Genomic DNA, 14,601 nt, shown 5'->3' with positions numbered 1-14,601 from the left:
CGGATTTGATTATGCTGTTAGCCGCTTCGCCATTGCCCGGTGCCGGAGAGAGCCGGTTGCATCTATGGGGACCATCGGTGTCCTTCGTGCACCGCAGCTTCGAGCTTGTCATTGGCGACGAAGAAATTGCCTATACGCCATGCGCCAGCAGCCGCTTTTTTATCCCGCATCCTTCCAACTGAAGGATCCACAGTCGCATATGGAACCCAGCCTAGCCCGCTATATCTGGACCCACACCAAGAAGCAGCAGCTTTGGATATTGATGATCGTCGTGCTTTCGATGATCCCGTATTTCATGTCCTTCGACCTGCCGAAGCTGATCGTCAACGGCCCGATTCAAGGCAAGGGCTTCGAGCAACCGGGCGCGACCCTGCCATTCATGAGGCTACACTATAACCTGCCGTTCATTGGCGAGGTCCTGTTCTTCTCCGGTTTTCAGCTAGGCCGCAAGGCGACGCTGTTTGCTCTGAGCGTTGTGTTTCTCTTGCTGGTTGTCATCAACGGCCTGTTTAAACTCTACATCAACACCTACAAGGGCCGTCTTGGTGAACGCATGCTGCGGCGTCTCCGCTTCGATCTGGTCGATCGTGTGCTGCGGTTCCCGCCGGTTTATTTCAAGCGGGTGAAATCCGCCGAAGTGGCGACCATGGTGAAGGACGAGGTGGAGCCGCTGGGCGGCTTTATCGGCGATGCGTTCCTGCAGCCGGTACTGCTCGGCGGCCAGGCGCTGACGGCCATGCTCTTCATCATGGTCCAGAACGTCTGGCTCGGAATGATAGCGGTCGTGATCGTGGTGATCCAGATCGTCCTCATCCCGCGAATGCGGCGGCGGCTGATCGTGCTCGGGCGCCAACGGCAATTGACGGCGCGCGCACTTTCGGGGCGGGTTGGCGAAATCGTCGACGGCATCGGCGCGGTTCACGTCCACGATACATCAAACTATGAGCGCGCCGACATAGCTGCCCGGCTCGGGCTCATCTTCAAGATCCGCTTCGATCTTTACCAATGGAAATTCATGGTAAAGTTCCTCAACAATTTTCTCGCGCAGCTCACGCCCTTTCTGTTCTACATGATCGGCGGGTACCTGGTCATTCAGGGCCGGCTGGACGTCGGCCAGCTCGTGGCCGTGATCGGCGCCTACAAGGACCTGCCCGGACCGATGAAGGAACTTATCGACTGGGATCAGGATCGGCAGGATGTCCAGGTCAAATATCAGCAGGTCGTTGAACAGTTCACCGTGGAGGGTCTCATTGCGCCTAGAATCGGGGCGTTGGCGATCGACGATCCAGATCCGATGACCAACCCCCTGTCGGCGATCGGTCTGTCCATAGCAGACGATGGCGGTGCGATGCTTCTCAACCGTGTCTCCCTCCAGGTCAAGCCGGGTGAGACGGTGGCGCTGGTCAGTACCGCGACAGGTGGAGCCGAAGCGCTTGCAGAAGCCTTCGCGCGGCTGAGCTGGCCCGACAGCGGAAGGATCGCTTCGGGCACCGACGACCTGCTTGAACTCCCCGAAGCAGTGACCGGACGGCGCATGTCCTACGCCTCGTCGGATGTTTTCCTGTTCCAGGCAAGCCTCCGCGATAACCTGCTCTACGGGTTGAAGCATGCGCCGCTGACACCGGTGACTTATGACGGTGCCGCGGCAGACCAGCACCGCTGGAACATCGACGAGGCGCGCCGGTCGGGCAATCCGGATTTTGATATTCACAGCGACTGGATCAACTATGCTTCCGCCGGCGCCACCGGCCCGCACGACCTCTTTGAAGCCGTGCGCCGGGTGCTCGACGCGGTTGTTCTGTCGCGCGACATTCTGGATCTTGGCTTGCGCTCTTCGGCCGACCTCAAGCGTCACACGGAACTTGCCAGGCGGATCGTCGAACTGCGTGCGGCGCTGCGAACCCGGCTGGAACAGGAAGGGCTGAGCGGACTGGTGGTTCCTTTCGAACCGGGCGCCTACAACAAGGAAGCGACGATCGGCCAGAACCTGCTCTTCGGCGCTGCCGCCGGCCCCGAACTGGCCGACAGGGCCCTGGCGGCCAACCCCTATTTTGCTTCTGTGCTGAAGCAAGCCGGCCTCGACCGCACGCTCTACGAAATGGGCATGGAAATCGCCCAACAGGCGATCGAGCTGTTTGCCGACTTGCCACCCGATCACCAGTTCTTCCAGCAGCTTGCCTTCATGAGCGCCGAGGAGATACCGGCCTACGAAACCTTGCTGCAACGGCTCAAGAACCGTCCCTATGAGGCGGTTTCGGAGAACGACCGCGCCATGATCGTTAGCTTGAGCTTTGCCTATATCGAGCCCCGGCACCGCTTCGGCCTGCTGAGCGATGAGCTGATGAGCAAGATCGTCGCTGCCCGCAACCGGTTCTATGAAAACCTGCCGCCCGAGCTGCATAACGCGATCGAACGGTATGATCCTGCCAAATACATTGCCGCGGCTACCGTCATGGATAATGTCCTGTTCGGGCGTGTGGGCAACAACCATCCCGACGCGCCGGACCGCATACGCTCCATCCTCTATGACATTCTTGACGAGCTGGGGCTTTATGGCGAACTTCTCGATGTCGGCCTGGATTTCAACGTCGGCGCCGGCGGCAGGCGGCTGACCGGTGGACAGCGACAGAAGCTCGATGTTGCCCGAGCCCTGCTCAAGCGTCCCGATTTTCTCATTCTCAACCGGCCGCTATCGGCGCTCGACCAACGCATGCAGGATAGGGTGCTGCGAAACGTGCTCGAGGAAGCCAGGAGCGACGGCCATTCGCCGGCAATTGTGTGGGTCGTGACGAATCCGTCAATGGCGATGATGTTCGATCGCGTTATCGTCTTCGACTCGGGTCAATTGGTGGAAGACGGAACACACGAGACACTTTTGGCAGAGAACGGTATCTTCAAGGAACTGGTGTCGTAGAGTGACGTCCCGGAGACGGAATTAATTCCATCCGGGCGCCCGTTGCTCTAGTCTGGCAAACGCGAATTTTGAGGTTTGCGACAATGCTGCTCAAGGATGAAGTTGGAATGCTGCAACGCGTTCCCTTGTTTTCTGGCATCGAGTTGACAAAGCTCAAACTGCTTGCGTTCACATCCGATCGCGTGAGCTACAGCGCCGGCCAGATCCTTTTCCGGCAGGGCGACGAGGGAGATGCCGCCTATGTCATCCTTTCAGGCAGCGCGGATATTCTGGTCGATTCCGACAGCGGACCGATAAAAGTTGCCGAAATGGCCCCAAATTCGATTGTTGGCGAGATCGCCATACTGTGCAACAGCTCCCGCACTGCAACCGTCAGAGCGGCAAGTGAGCTGGAAGCCTTAAGAATCCGCAAGGATCATTTCCTGAGGCTTATGAAGGAGTCTCCGGAAATGACCATTGAGATATTGAGGGTTCTTGCCGATCGCCTAAGCCATACCACTGCGGATCTGATCGACGCACGAAGCGCCAAATAGCGAATGACGTGCGGTCGATCCTCCCCGTCGTGACAGCACCGGCCTCTTGCTGAGAAGGTCACTGGAGGAAACCTGTCTCGCCTCTTGGTTGGACGCAAATTCCGGACGGAAAACCGGTTCACACTTTTCCTGGAATTGCTCTAGCAGCAGTTGTTTGGCTACGATGAGCGACGGGAACCGCGAAGGGGCTACCATGGACGACGTTTTCCTGGTCAGGTTTTGGGGTGTGCGCGGCAGCATTCCGGTATCGGGGCCAGAATTCTCTCGCTATGGCGGCAACACAAGCTGCATTGAGTTGCGATGCGGTAAGCATACGCTTCTGTTCGACGCGGGCTCTGGCCTGCGGCCTGCCGGCGGCGCGCTTCGGACGTCGGGCGTGACCGATTTCGACCTCTTTTTCACCCATTGCCACTACGATCACATTATCGGGCTGCCGTTCTTTGCGCCGATCTACGACCGGAGCGTCAAGGTTACGCTTTGGTCCGGGCATCTTGCAGGACGCATGACGACCCGGCAGATGGTCGATGAGTTCATGCGGCCGCCGTGGTTTCCGGTGAAACTGGAGGTCTGCAAGGCAAGCCTCGACTGCCGCGATTTCGTATCCGGAGACGTGCTTCGGCCGCGCGAAGGGGTGGTGGTCCGAACCGGCAGTCTTGTTCACCCAGGCGGCTGCATCGGCTACCGGGTCGAATGGGGAGGCCGCGTCGTGGCGGTGATCACAGACACTGAGCACGAGCCGGACAAACTCGATCGCGCGGTGCTCGGCCTGATCGAAGATGCCGACCTCGTCATCTACGACTGCACCTACACCGAGGAGGAAATGGAACGCCGCCGCGGTAACGGGCACTCGACATGGCAACAGGGCGTCAAGCTCTGTGAGGCGGCCGGTGCGCGAGGGCTTGCGCTGTTTCACCACGATGCGACACGCACCGACAAGGAACTGGATGAGATCGAGAAACTGGCCAAAGACAGGTTTGCCGGCGCTTTTGCCGCGCGGGATGGCCAGACGCTCGAATTTCCAGTCTCATTGCACAAAAAGCGCTGAGCTATTTTTCCTCTACCGCGCTGCGCCCGATCAATGTCCTGATTGGAAGCCATGCGCAGGAGTCAGTCTGTGCGGTGACTGTGAACAGCCGTTCGAGGAAAAGCCAGGCCGATTCATCATGTACGAGATGGTGGGTGAGCAGGCCGACCGGTTCGTCGTCGAATGCATGCTGCAAGTGCGCGATGATAGCCTGGACCAATAGGCCATGATCGCGGCAGCCGCGCGTGCCATGCCAATCCATGATGTCGACATTGCTGTTGATGACCGCCAGTGAAGCCGGCTTCGGCAGCCCATAGACCGACAATGCCGCAAATCCTATCGATCCAAGGTCGGATACCAGGCCGGCGTCGATCCTGTTCCAGGGGGGGACCAGCATCGGAACGGTGCGCGCGCCGTGCAGGCCGGTTACGTGCGACAGCCCGCCAGCCAGTTCATCGAGCACCGCCTCGCGTGGCCGATGGGCGCCGAGTTCCTGCTTTTTGTGACCCTCGGGCGCATGATTTCGGTGCACCCAGCCATGGATGGCGACCCTGGCATGCGGCGCCTCGTCAAGCCGGGCGACAAGCTTCTCATCAGTGAGGGCCGGAATGACGGCCAGAGTGACCGGAACCGCGAATTCACCGGTGAGGTCGAGCAACCGATCAAGCGCGGGTGTCGGATCCACGGCATCATCGTCGCGCAGCCAGAACTCTGTCTTACGACCCGCCCGTTGCCGGCCCGCCAGCTCTTCCACCAAGGGCTGCCAGATCCGATCGGATGTCATGAAACGGAGACCTTCGGAAGAAGCTCGGCCAGACGCGCCGCTGCAACGCCGAGGGAACGCTCTTCAAGGATGAAACGTCTGGCTTCCGCGGCCATGATGGTTCTTTCGTCGTTACGGACCAGAAGCCTTTCAATGGCGGAAGCGAACGCCGCCACATCGCGCGGCGGGGTGAGAAACCCGGTCTGGCCATCTCGCACGACTTCCGGCACGCCGGCGATGTCCTGAGCCACCACCGGAAGGCCGGCGGCCTGTGCTTCAAGATAGGCAACGCCATAGGCCTCGCCATGACCCGGCCAGACGTAAATTCCTCCACCATAGAGGACATCCGGCACGGCGGCTGGCTCAATCGCGCCAAGCCATTCGATACGGTCGGCGGGCAAGCCGGCGAATTGCGCCTTGACCTCGTCACGGGCGGGCCCGTCGCCGACGACCGACATGGTCCAGGGCAGGTGGCCGATCACACCGAGCGCTTGCGCCAGCATGCGATAGCTTTCGACTTTGTCGCCCGGGCGCATCATGGCAACGGTAACGAGGCGCGTCGGACAACCTCGTGCCGGCATTTCGCGGAATGCCGATGTGTCGATAAAGGGCGACAGCATATCAAGAGCGACGTCCGGTATCGCATCTGCCAGTCCCTGACGGTCCCTTTGCGTGAAGCAGATGTTCAGCGCCGCCTGTTCGACGGCGCGCACCACCAACTCTTGCGTATCGGCCCACAAACCGGCATTGCGCCGGCTCGAATAGGAAGCTTCCGCCGTCACATATGGGACAGCAAAGGTCGACGCCAGCTCAGGCCCGATCACGTCGGGCGCTTTGTAATAGGGATGATAGCAGAACCATAGATCGGGCTTGCCGTCACGATTCCAAAGCCTGGTCAGCCGCGCGGCTTCCCCTCGGGCCTCTATCTTGAGCGCATCGAAACTTTTCGGCTCCGGTTCGCGTAGATAGAAGCGCAATTCGGATGCCAGTTCGACGCTGTGTCCTCCATGCTCCAGCGCCTTGACTAGCGTGCGTGCCATCTGGCGGTCGCCGGAGGCAACGGAATGATTGGGTGACTTCAGCGGCGCGTAGAAGGCAATTCGCATCGCTCGACCCTATCATCGGAAAGCATGCGCAAGTCAATTTAAAGGCATGATCGACTTCACCTTCAAGCAGTGGAATGTGCTATCTGATGCTCATGGAAACAGCTGCCGCGTCCGACCCGTTTGTCGCTTCTCTGCCGGTCTTCGCAAAGTTCGAAAGCGTTGCCGATATCGACAACTATCGGCCTCTCCCCGATGGCTGGGCGCTGGCCACCGCCGACATCGTCGGCTCGACCAAGGCGATCGAGGCTGGGCACTATAAAACCGTCAATATGGCCGGCGCCAGCGTCATTTCGGCGCTGCTCAATGCGCTGGGCCGGCAAGATCTGCCCTTTGTCTTCGGCGGCGACGGCGCGCTCGTCGCGTTTCCCGGCTCGGCGCTGGAGATCACCCGCAACGCGCTGGCGGCTGTCCAGAGATGGGTGGCGGACGAACTGGGCCTAACCCTGCGTGCCGCGATCGTGCCGATAAAGGATATTCGAGCGCAAGGCCTCGACGTTCGCGTGGCGAGATTCCAGGCCTCCGATGCGGTCTTCTATGCCATGTTCGCCGGCGGTGGCGGCAGTTGGGCGGAAGCCGAGATGAAAGCGGGGCGCTACCGCATCGATCCTGCGCCGGCAGGCGCTCGGCCGGACCTGACCGGCCTCTCCTGCCGCTGGAACCCGATCGAAACCCGGCATGGCGAAATCGTCTCGATCATAGCCATACCGGGGGTGTCGCGCGACCTGCGCGGTTTTCAGTTTCTGGCATCCGACATCATCGCCCTTGCCGGCAGGCAGGAACGCGATGGCCACCCGGTGCCGGTGAACGGGCCGGGCTACAGCTTGCTGCCCGCCGGCCTGGATATCGAGGCGCGGGCCACGGCGCCGGCAGGACGGCGGTGGCTGTCGAAGGTGTGGATAGTGTTCCTGATGACGCTTACGGCCGTCGCCGATAGATATGGCTGGACGATCGGCGGTTTCGATCCGAAGATCTACAAGCGCGACGTAGCCAGCAATTCGGATTTCCGGAAATTCGACGACGGTTTGAAGATGACCATCGACGTTGACACGGATTTGCTGCAACGGATCGAGAACCGGCTGAAACAGGCGGAAGAGGCGGGCATCTGCAACTATGGCCTGCACCGCCAGAAATCGGCCTTGATGACATGCCTCGTCGCCTCGCCTCTGCAGCGCGATCACGTTCATTTCATAGATGGTGCCGCCGGCGGCTATGCGATGGCTGCCGCAAGCTTGAGGGCAAAGTTGCCGGTCTGATGACGGCTTGCGAGAATCCATTTTCCGCAATATGCCTCGGCCATGGTTCCTGGGACCATGGTAAGCCGCGCCATGGGAGCGGCCAGCCTATCCGAATTAACGGGAAAGCAGATTTTGGACGCTTCACGATCGGCATATGACCGTCTGCTGAACCGTATCTCGACACACGCCGCGCAAGTCGGCGTGATCGGATTGGGCTATGTCGGGTTGCCGCTGGCAATTGCGGTCGCACGCGCCGGCTTCCCGGTTTTCGGTTTCGACATTGAAGCCCAGAAGGTCGAGAGCCTGAACAACGGCCAATCCTACATTGAGGCGGTGACGTCGACAGCCGTTGCCGGCCACGTGGCGAGTGGACGGTTCCGCGCCACCGCGGATTTTGCCGAATTGTCCATCTGCGATATCATCATCATCTGCGTTCCGACACCGCTGACGAAAAACCGTGAGCCGGACCTCTCCTTTGTCAGGAACACCGCAGGCACCATCGCAAAGCATCTGCGTCTCGGCCACCTCATCGTGCTGGAATCTACTACCTATCCCGGTACCACCGACGACGTGGTCAAGCCCATACTGGAAGAAACCGGCTTGCAGTCGAAGATAGACTTCTTCCTCGGCTTCTCGCCCGAACGCGAGGATCCCGGCAATCGCAACTTTGAAGTCGCGACGATCCCCAAGGTCGTGGCGGGTGACGGCATTGAAGCGGCGACGCTCGTGCAGGCTTTCTACCAAGGCGTGGTCAAAACCGTCGTTCCGGTTTCCACCATGGCGACCGCCGAGGCAGTCAAGCTGACGGAAAACATCTTCCGTTCGGTCAACATAGCCCTCGTCAACGAATTGAAGATCGTGCTCGGCGCGATGGGCATCGACATCTGGGAGGTGATCGAGGCGGCCAAGAGCAAGCCCTTCGGCTACATGCCTTTCTATCCTGGCCCCGGATTGGGCGGGCACTGCGTTCCGATCGATCCCTTCTACCTGACGTGGAAGGCGCGCGAATACGAACTGCCGACCCGCTTCATCGAGCTGGCGGCGGAGATAAACACTGCCATGCCGCGTCATGTGGTCGATGAACTGGCGAAAGCGCTGGACCGGCGCTGCGGCAAGGCGCTCAGCCGCTCGCGCATTCTCATCATCGGGCTCGCCTATAAGAAGAATGTGCCCGACATACGCGAAAGCCCCTCATTGCGGCTCATTGAACTCATCGAGGAATGGGGCGGCAAGGCGGAATTCCACGATCCGCATGTTGCCGAGATACCGACCACACGGGAGCATATGGCGATCAAGGGGCGCCGCTCGGTCGAATTGACCGAGGCGGCCTTGAAGGATTTCGATGCTGTCGTCGTTGCAACCGACCATGACGCGATCGACTATCGGACAATCGCTGATCACGCCGTTCTGATTGTCGATACACGCAATGTTTTTGGCCGTCTCGGGCTCCTCCGAGAGACGGTGGTGAAGGCCTGACGGCGTTCCCAGCCGGCGAATTTTCTGCCCGATGTCAGGATCGTGATTGCACTCCGCCCGCAGCTTCGCCACATAACGCCACAAGACATGAATGCAGTTGAACCTGTTCCTTGGTTGCAAGGACAGTTATTGGGGATTTCGCCGTTCTGCCGCCGAAGCCTGCCTCGTTTGACTTTGGGGTATCTTTGGGTCGCTGGCGGACTGTGTTATGGCGGATCGAAGGATAACGGCTCCGTCTTCGACGGGTTTCGAGGTGGTATGAGCACGGCGCAAGCAGAAATTTCCACAATTCTCATGGATAAGGTTGCCGATTGGCTGACACAGTCGGCGCTGGCGGGCAACGAGCTGGAAACCTTGGTAAAGGGGTTTTGCGAACGGCTGGCTGCTGCCGGCCTGCCGCTGAAGCGGGTGCATTTGAGCTTTTCGATGCTTCATCCGCTTTATGACGCGCTTGGCTTCACCTGGCTTCGCGGCCAAGGCATGGAAGTGGAAGGCTTCCGCAAAAAGGACGGCGTTCATTCTGACAGATTCCTGACCAGCCCATACTACCATCTGCTCAGCAACAAGCTCGACCATCTGCGGCGTCGGCTCGACCCTTCGGTCCCGTCGGAATTTCCTGTTTTCGATGAGCTCAGGCTTATGGGCGTGACCGATTACATGGCTTTCGTCCATCCTTTCAACGGCAATACCAGTCAGGGCATGATCGGGTCATGGTCCACCGATAGTGCTTCAGGTTTCACCGACAGCATGATTTCGGCGCTGCTGCGTATCCAAAACCATCTCGCCATCGCAACCAAAATGGCGGTGCTCACCAAGCTGGCCGACAACATGATGACCACTTATCTCGGCGGCGACGCCGGCAGACGCGTGCTGGACGGCCAGATCAAGCGCGGCGAGGGCGACACAATCCGGGCCGCACTGGTCATGGCCGATATGCGCGGGTCGACAAGGCTTGCCGAAACTTCCGGCCGCGAAATCTACATCGATACGCTGAACCAGTTTTTCGATGCCATTGCTGCGCCCTTCAATCGCAATGGCGGGCAGATCATGAGTTTCATAGGGGATGGCTTCATTGCCGTCTACCCTTGCGAAAGGCATCGCTCGCAGTCCGAAATCGCCTGCCAGTCTGCTCTGGCGGCAGCGCACAAGGCCACTGCGCGCATGGTGGATCTCAATCTGCGAAGGAAGGAAAAGGGGTTTTCCGACATAAAATTTGGCATCGGCCTGCATGTCGGCAACGTGATGTTCGGCAATGTCGGGCTTACCGACCGGCTCACATTCTCTGTCTTCGGCTCGGCTGTAAACGAGGTCCAGCGCCTCCAGACCCTGACCAAGAAATATCCGCACCGCGTTCTCGCCAGCAAAGACTTCGCCAGCTATTGCGGCGCCAACAGCTGGCTGACGCTCGGCAACGAGGAACTGGCGGGGATCAAGCAGAAGCTGACGGTGCTTTCACCCGATCTGTCGGGCGCTCTCGCACTCGATGAAGACGGTGCGCTGGAGTCGATTTACGACCGGAGATCGGAGGCCGAGCAGGTCATGCTGCTTCATCGCGATGCCGCACGGCTGTCGGCGGGCGACCCGAGGAAGCTCCAGTAGCGCGCCCCAATCTGATCCGAACGCCTTTGGTAAGCAGTCCGGTCGCCGGATTCGCCACTGGCGACCGTTTCGAATCCAAGTTGCTCTAGGCTGGCAATGCGCTAGTCTCGCTTTCTGGGTCTGCCGCCCGGTAGGCCGGCAGGAGTGGGCTGGTGTGAGAATGAATTCGGGCGTTGATCTACTTCGGGTCGAAGACGTTGGCATCTCTTTTGCCATTATCGGAGGACCGTTGCATGCCGTCAGGCGGGCAAATCTTCGCGTCCTTCCCGGCAAGGTTACCGCGCTTGTGGGCGAGTCCGGTTCCGGAAAATCGGTTCTTAGCCAGGCAGTAATGGGCATTTTGCCGAACACAGCCCATGTTCGTGGCCGTATCCTATTTTCCGATCCTGAAAAGCCCGGCACGACGCAGGATATCCTGCAGATGCCGCGTGATGGACCCGAGATCCGGGCGTTGAGAGGCAGCCGCATCGGCAAGATCTTTCAGGAGCCCATGACATCGCTGTCGCCGCTGCACACGATCGGCAACCAGGTCAGCGAATCCCTGCAGATTCATACGCCCACGGCTCGGGCAGAGCGCAAGGCGCGGACCGAGGAAATGCTCAGCCTTGTCGGCTTTCCCAATCCCAAGCGCGCCTATGACATGTATCCGTTTGAACTTTCGGGAGGATTGCGTCAGCGCGCCATGATCGCCATGGCGCTTATCTGCCGGCCCGCCTTGTTGATCGCCGACGAGCCGACGACGGCGTTGGACGTCACCATCCAGGCGCAAATCCTGCAATTGCTGCGCGAGCTTCAGACGAAGCTGAACATGGCGATGCTGCTGATCACGCACGACCTTGGCGTGGTCGCCAACGTCGCCGACGAGGTGGTGGTCATGTACCATGGCGAGATCATGGAAGCGGGACCTGTGGAGGCGATATTCCGCCGGCCGGGCCACCCTTACCTGAGGGGCCTGATGGCAGCCGTACCGCATTTCGACCTGAAGCCCGGCGAAAGGCTAAAGGCACTCCGCGAGGTGCCGGTGAATGTCGGGAACCTGCTCGGCAAGCAGACGGCGCCGGCATCGAAGGGGCCGGACGACCTCCTGCTGTCGGTCAGGGATCTGACAAAGACCTTCACGATCCGCAAGTCCGGGTGGTTCGGCGGAGATCATCAAACCTCTGTTCGCGCCGTGGACGGCGTGAGCTTTGATATCAGGCGGGGTGAGTGCCTGGGTCTTGTCGGCGAAAGCGGCTCCGGCAAAACCACCGTCAGCAAGATCCTCATGCGGGCTGTCACCCCTAGCAGCGGCTCTGTGATCTTCAATGGCCGCGATGGTCCGATCGACATCTTGGAAGCCGAGGGAGACGCCCTGCGCATGCTGCGCGCGAAAATCCAGATGGTCTTCCAGGATCCGGTTTCGTCGCTTTCACCCCGCATGACGGTGGAGAACATTTTGAGCGAGCCGCTGGAAATCCATCGACGTGGCAATGCCGCGTCCCGACTAGCCACGGTCAAGAGCCTGATGCAGGCAATCGGGCTCGACCCGCGCTTCATAAAGCGTTATCCGCATAGTTTCTCCGGCGGGCAGCGTCAGCGTATCGGCATCGCGCGCGCGTTGGCACTGGGGCCTGAACTACTGATCTGCGACGAGCCGGTTTCGGCACTCGATGTCTCTGTCCAGGCGCAGATCCTGAACCTTCTGAAGGACCTGCAGAAGGAACTGGGCCTGACCTACCTGTTCATATCCCACAACCTGGCGGTCGTGGACTACATGGCAGACCGCATCGCGGTGATGTGCGGCGGGCGTATCGTCGAGCTCGCGCCGCGCGAAATTCTGCTTAGGAAACCGGTCCACCCCTACACGCGCTCACTGGTCGCCGCAGTACCTTTCCCCGATCTCGACAGGCCGATGGATTTCAAGACGCTGACACTCAGCGGCGCTTCCGACGCCAGCGCATGGGCACCGCAATTCCGCGACGAGGGCGACGAGGACGTGCTGTCGCCGCTCGATCTTGGCGGCGGCCACCTCGTGCTGGCCCGACGTTCGGCCGATGTCAGCGAGCTACGCCATTGATCAGCCGTCGCACCGTCCTTGGACTCATGGCTTCGGCATTTCTGCCGGGCACGTTGTGCGCCGGCGATCTGGAGCCGGAATTTCTTGAGCCGCAGCTGAAGGCCAGGGCGCTGCCGGCACTCGCCGAACGCCTGCCCAAGCGCCCGCGCGCGTTGAATCTCGCTTCGATGGGCCGGCAGCCCGGCCAATATGGCGGCACGCTGCGCACGATCATCGGCAGCCAGAAAGATATCCGGATGATGACGATCTACGGCTACGCTCGCCTGGTCGGCTATGACGAAAAGCTTAACCTGCAAGCCGACATTCTCGAAAGTTTCGATGTAGCGGATGATCGTGTCTTCACTTTTAAGATGCGGGAAGGACATAAATGGTCTGACGGCAGCCTGTTGACGTCGGAGGATTTTCGCTATTGCTGGGAAGATGTCTGGCTGAACGATGAGCTTTCGCAAGGCGGGCTCGCCCCGGCCCTGATGGCGGACGGCAAGCCGCCACGCTTCGAGATCGTCGATCCGTTGACGGTCCGCTACAGTTGGGATGCACCCAATCCCGACTTCCTGCCCAAGCTCGCCGCTGCTTCGCCCCTATCGCTTGTTCTGCCGGCCGCCTATCTCAAGCAGTTCCACAAGAAATACCAGGATCCATTCCGGCTCGCCGGCCTAATGAAGGAGAACCGGGCCCAGAAATGGACGCTCTTGCATATCCGCATGTCGCGGCAGTATCGCCCGGAGAACCCGGAACTGCCGACGCTCGATCCCTGGCAGAACCGGACCAAGCCGCCGGCTGAGCAGTTCGTCTTCGAGCGGAACCCGTTCTTTCATCGAATAGACGAGAATGGCCGGCAACTGCCCTATGTCGACCGGATTGTCATGAGTGTCAGCTCGTCGGCGATCATTTCCGCCAAGACCGGTGCGGGCGAGAGCGACCTGCAAGGCATGGGAATTGACTTCACCGATTACTCCTTCCTGAAGGATGCGGAGAAGCGCTACCCGGTGAAGATGCATCTCTGGAAACGCACACAAGGTTCGCGGCTGGCGCTGCTGCCCAATCTGAATTGTGCCGACCAGGTGTGGCGTGGCCTTTTTCGTGACGTGCGCGTGCGCCGCGCACTTTCGCTCGCTGTGGACAGACGCGAGATCAATTTGGCTGTGTTCTACGGATTGGCGCAGGAAAGTGCCGATACGGTCCTGCCGGAGAGCCCGCTCTACCGGCCGGAATTCGCGAAAGCCTGGGTCGCCCATGATCCCGACCAGGCCAATGCCCTGCTTGACGAGGTCGGGCTTCAGGCGCGTGACGATGACGGCCTGCGGATACTTCCCGACGGACGCCCGGCGCAGCTCGTAGTGGAAACGGCCGGCGAAAGCACGCTGGAAACCGACGCGCTCGAGCTCATCACCGATCACTGGCGCAAGATCGGCATCGCCCTGTTCATCCGGACTTCGCAGCGCGATATCTTCCGCAGCCGCGCGCTTGGTGGCCAGATCATGATGTCGATGTGGTCGGGCATCGACAATGGCGTGCCGACCGCCGACATGAACCCCTCCCAACTGGCCCCCACCGTCGATGACCAGCTGCAATGGCCGCTCTGGGGTGCTCATTACTTGTCCCGTGGCAAGGTCGGCGAAGCGCCCGATCTTCCGCCCGTGGTCGAGTTGATGGCTTTACTCAAGCGCTGGAACGCATCGACCGAAGCCACGGAGCGCGCCGAGATCTGGAATTCAATGCTGTCGATCTATACCGATCAGGTATTTTCGATCGGCACGGTAAACGGAACGCATCAGCCGGTTCTGGCATCCTCGCGGCTGCGCAATCTGCCTGACAAGGCGCTCTACGGCTACGACCCGACCGCCTATTTCGGTGTCTATATGCCGGATACATTCTGGCTTGGAGAGTCCTGA

The 14,601-nt window shown here is 60.1% G+C and carries 11 protein-coding genes; 9 read left to right on the top strand and 2 right to left on the bottom strand.

Features of this window, described 5'->3' with window-relative positions; translation table 11 throughout:
• The first annotated feature begins 11 nt into the window (after nt 1-11).
• From NKH19_RS00980 to NKH19_RS00965, 4 genes are all read left to right on the top strand, one after another.
• A complete protein-coding gene (locus tag NKH19_RS00980; RefSeq protein WP_352863179.1) occupies nt 12-182 on the top strand; it encodes a hypothetical protein in 171 nt (56 codons plus the stop codon).
• A 17-nt stretch (nt 183-199) separates the two neighbouring features.
• Complete coding sequence (locus tag NKH19_RS00975) at nt 200-2,914, top strand: ABC transporter transmembrane domain-containing protein (protein ID WP_352863178.1); 2,715 nt, start codon at nt 200-202, stop codon at nt 2,912-2,914.
• Between the two features lie 83 nt (nt 2,915-2,997).
• A complete protein-coding gene (locus NKH19_RS00970; protein ID WP_352863176.1) occupies nt 2,998-3,447 on the top strand; it encodes a cyclic nucleotide-binding domain-containing protein in 450 nt (149 codons plus the stop codon).
• A 193-nt stretch (nt 3,448-3,640) separates the two neighbouring features.
• Nucleotides 3,641-4,492: an MBL fold metallo-hydrolase gene (locus NKH19_RS00965; protein ID WP_352863478.1), complete on the top strand. Its 852-nt coding sequence runs from the start codon at nt 3,641-3,643 to the stop codon at nt 4,490-4,492.
• Between the two features lies 1 nt (nt 4,493).
• Here NKH19_RS00965 and NKH19_RS00960 read toward each other — a convergent pair whose 3' ends face one another.
• Nucleotides 4,494-5,255 (bottom strand): polysaccharide deacetylase family protein, encoded by a 762-nt coding sequence (locus NKH19_RS00960; protein ID WP_352863175.1) that lies wholly within the window; start codon nt 5,253-5,255, stop codon nt 4,494-4,496.
• On the bottom strand, nt 5,252-6,340 hold the full coding sequence (locus tag NKH19_RS00955; RefSeq protein WP_352863174.1) for a glycosyltransferase family 4 protein: 1,089 nt from the start codon (nt 6,338-6,340) through the stop codon (nt 5,252-5,254). The genes NKH19_RS00960 and NKH19_RS00955 overlap by 4 nt, the downstream gene beginning before the upstream one ends.
• A gap of 74 nt (nt 6,341-6,414) precedes the next feature.
• Here NKH19_RS00955 and NKH19_RS00950 point away from each other — a divergent pair, with 74 nt between their 5' ends.
• The 5 genes from NKH19_RS00950 to NKH19_RS00930 all read left to right on the top strand — a co-directional run bounded on the left by NKH19_RS00950 (nt 6,415) and on the right by NKH19_RS00930 (nt 14,601).
• On the top strand, nt 6,415-7,593 hold the full coding sequence (locus NKH19_RS00950; protein WP_352863172.1) for a DUF3095 domain-containing protein: 1,179 nt from the start codon (nt 6,415-6,417) through the stop codon (nt 7,591-7,593).
• A 114-nt stretch (nt 7,594-7,707) separates the two neighbouring features.
• Entirely contained in the window at nt 7,708-9,051 is a 1,344-nt protein-coding gene (locus NKH19_RS00945; protein WP_502910869.1) for a nucleotide sugar dehydrogenase, read from the top strand.
• A 258-nt stretch (nt 9,052-9,309) separates the two neighbouring features.
• Nucleotides 9,310-10,650: an adenylate/guanylate cyclase domain-containing protein gene (locus NKH19_RS00940; protein WP_352863477.1), complete on the top strand. Its 1,341-nt coding sequence runs from the start codon at nt 9,310-9,312 to the stop codon at nt 10,648-10,650.
• Nucleotides 10,651-10,810: 160 nt separating this feature from the next.
• Nucleotides 10,811-12,706, top strand: coding sequence for an ABC transporter ATP-binding protein (locus NKH19_RS00935; protein ID WP_352863475.1), 1,896 nt, complete (start codon nt 10,811-10,813; stop codon nt 12,704-12,706).
• The gene (locus tag NKH19_RS00930) at nt 12,703-14,601 is read left to right on the top strand and encodes an ABC transporter substrate-binding protein (RefSeq protein ID WP_352863170.1); all 1,899 of its coding nucleotides are present in this window, start codon (nt 12,703-12,705) and stop codon (nt 14,599-14,601) included. The genes NKH19_RS00935 and NKH19_RS00930 overlap by 4 nt, the downstream gene beginning before the upstream one ends.

Origin of the sequence: Mesorhizobium sp. M1338 (assembly GCF_040318045.1) — a bacterium.
In the GTDB taxonomy this organism is placed as follows: Bacteria; Pseudomonadota; Alphaproteobacteria; order Rhizobiales; family Rhizobiaceae; genus Mesorhizobium.
Note: the sequence above shows the minus strand (reverse complement) of the source record. Positions and strands in the feature narration are given on the sequence as shown.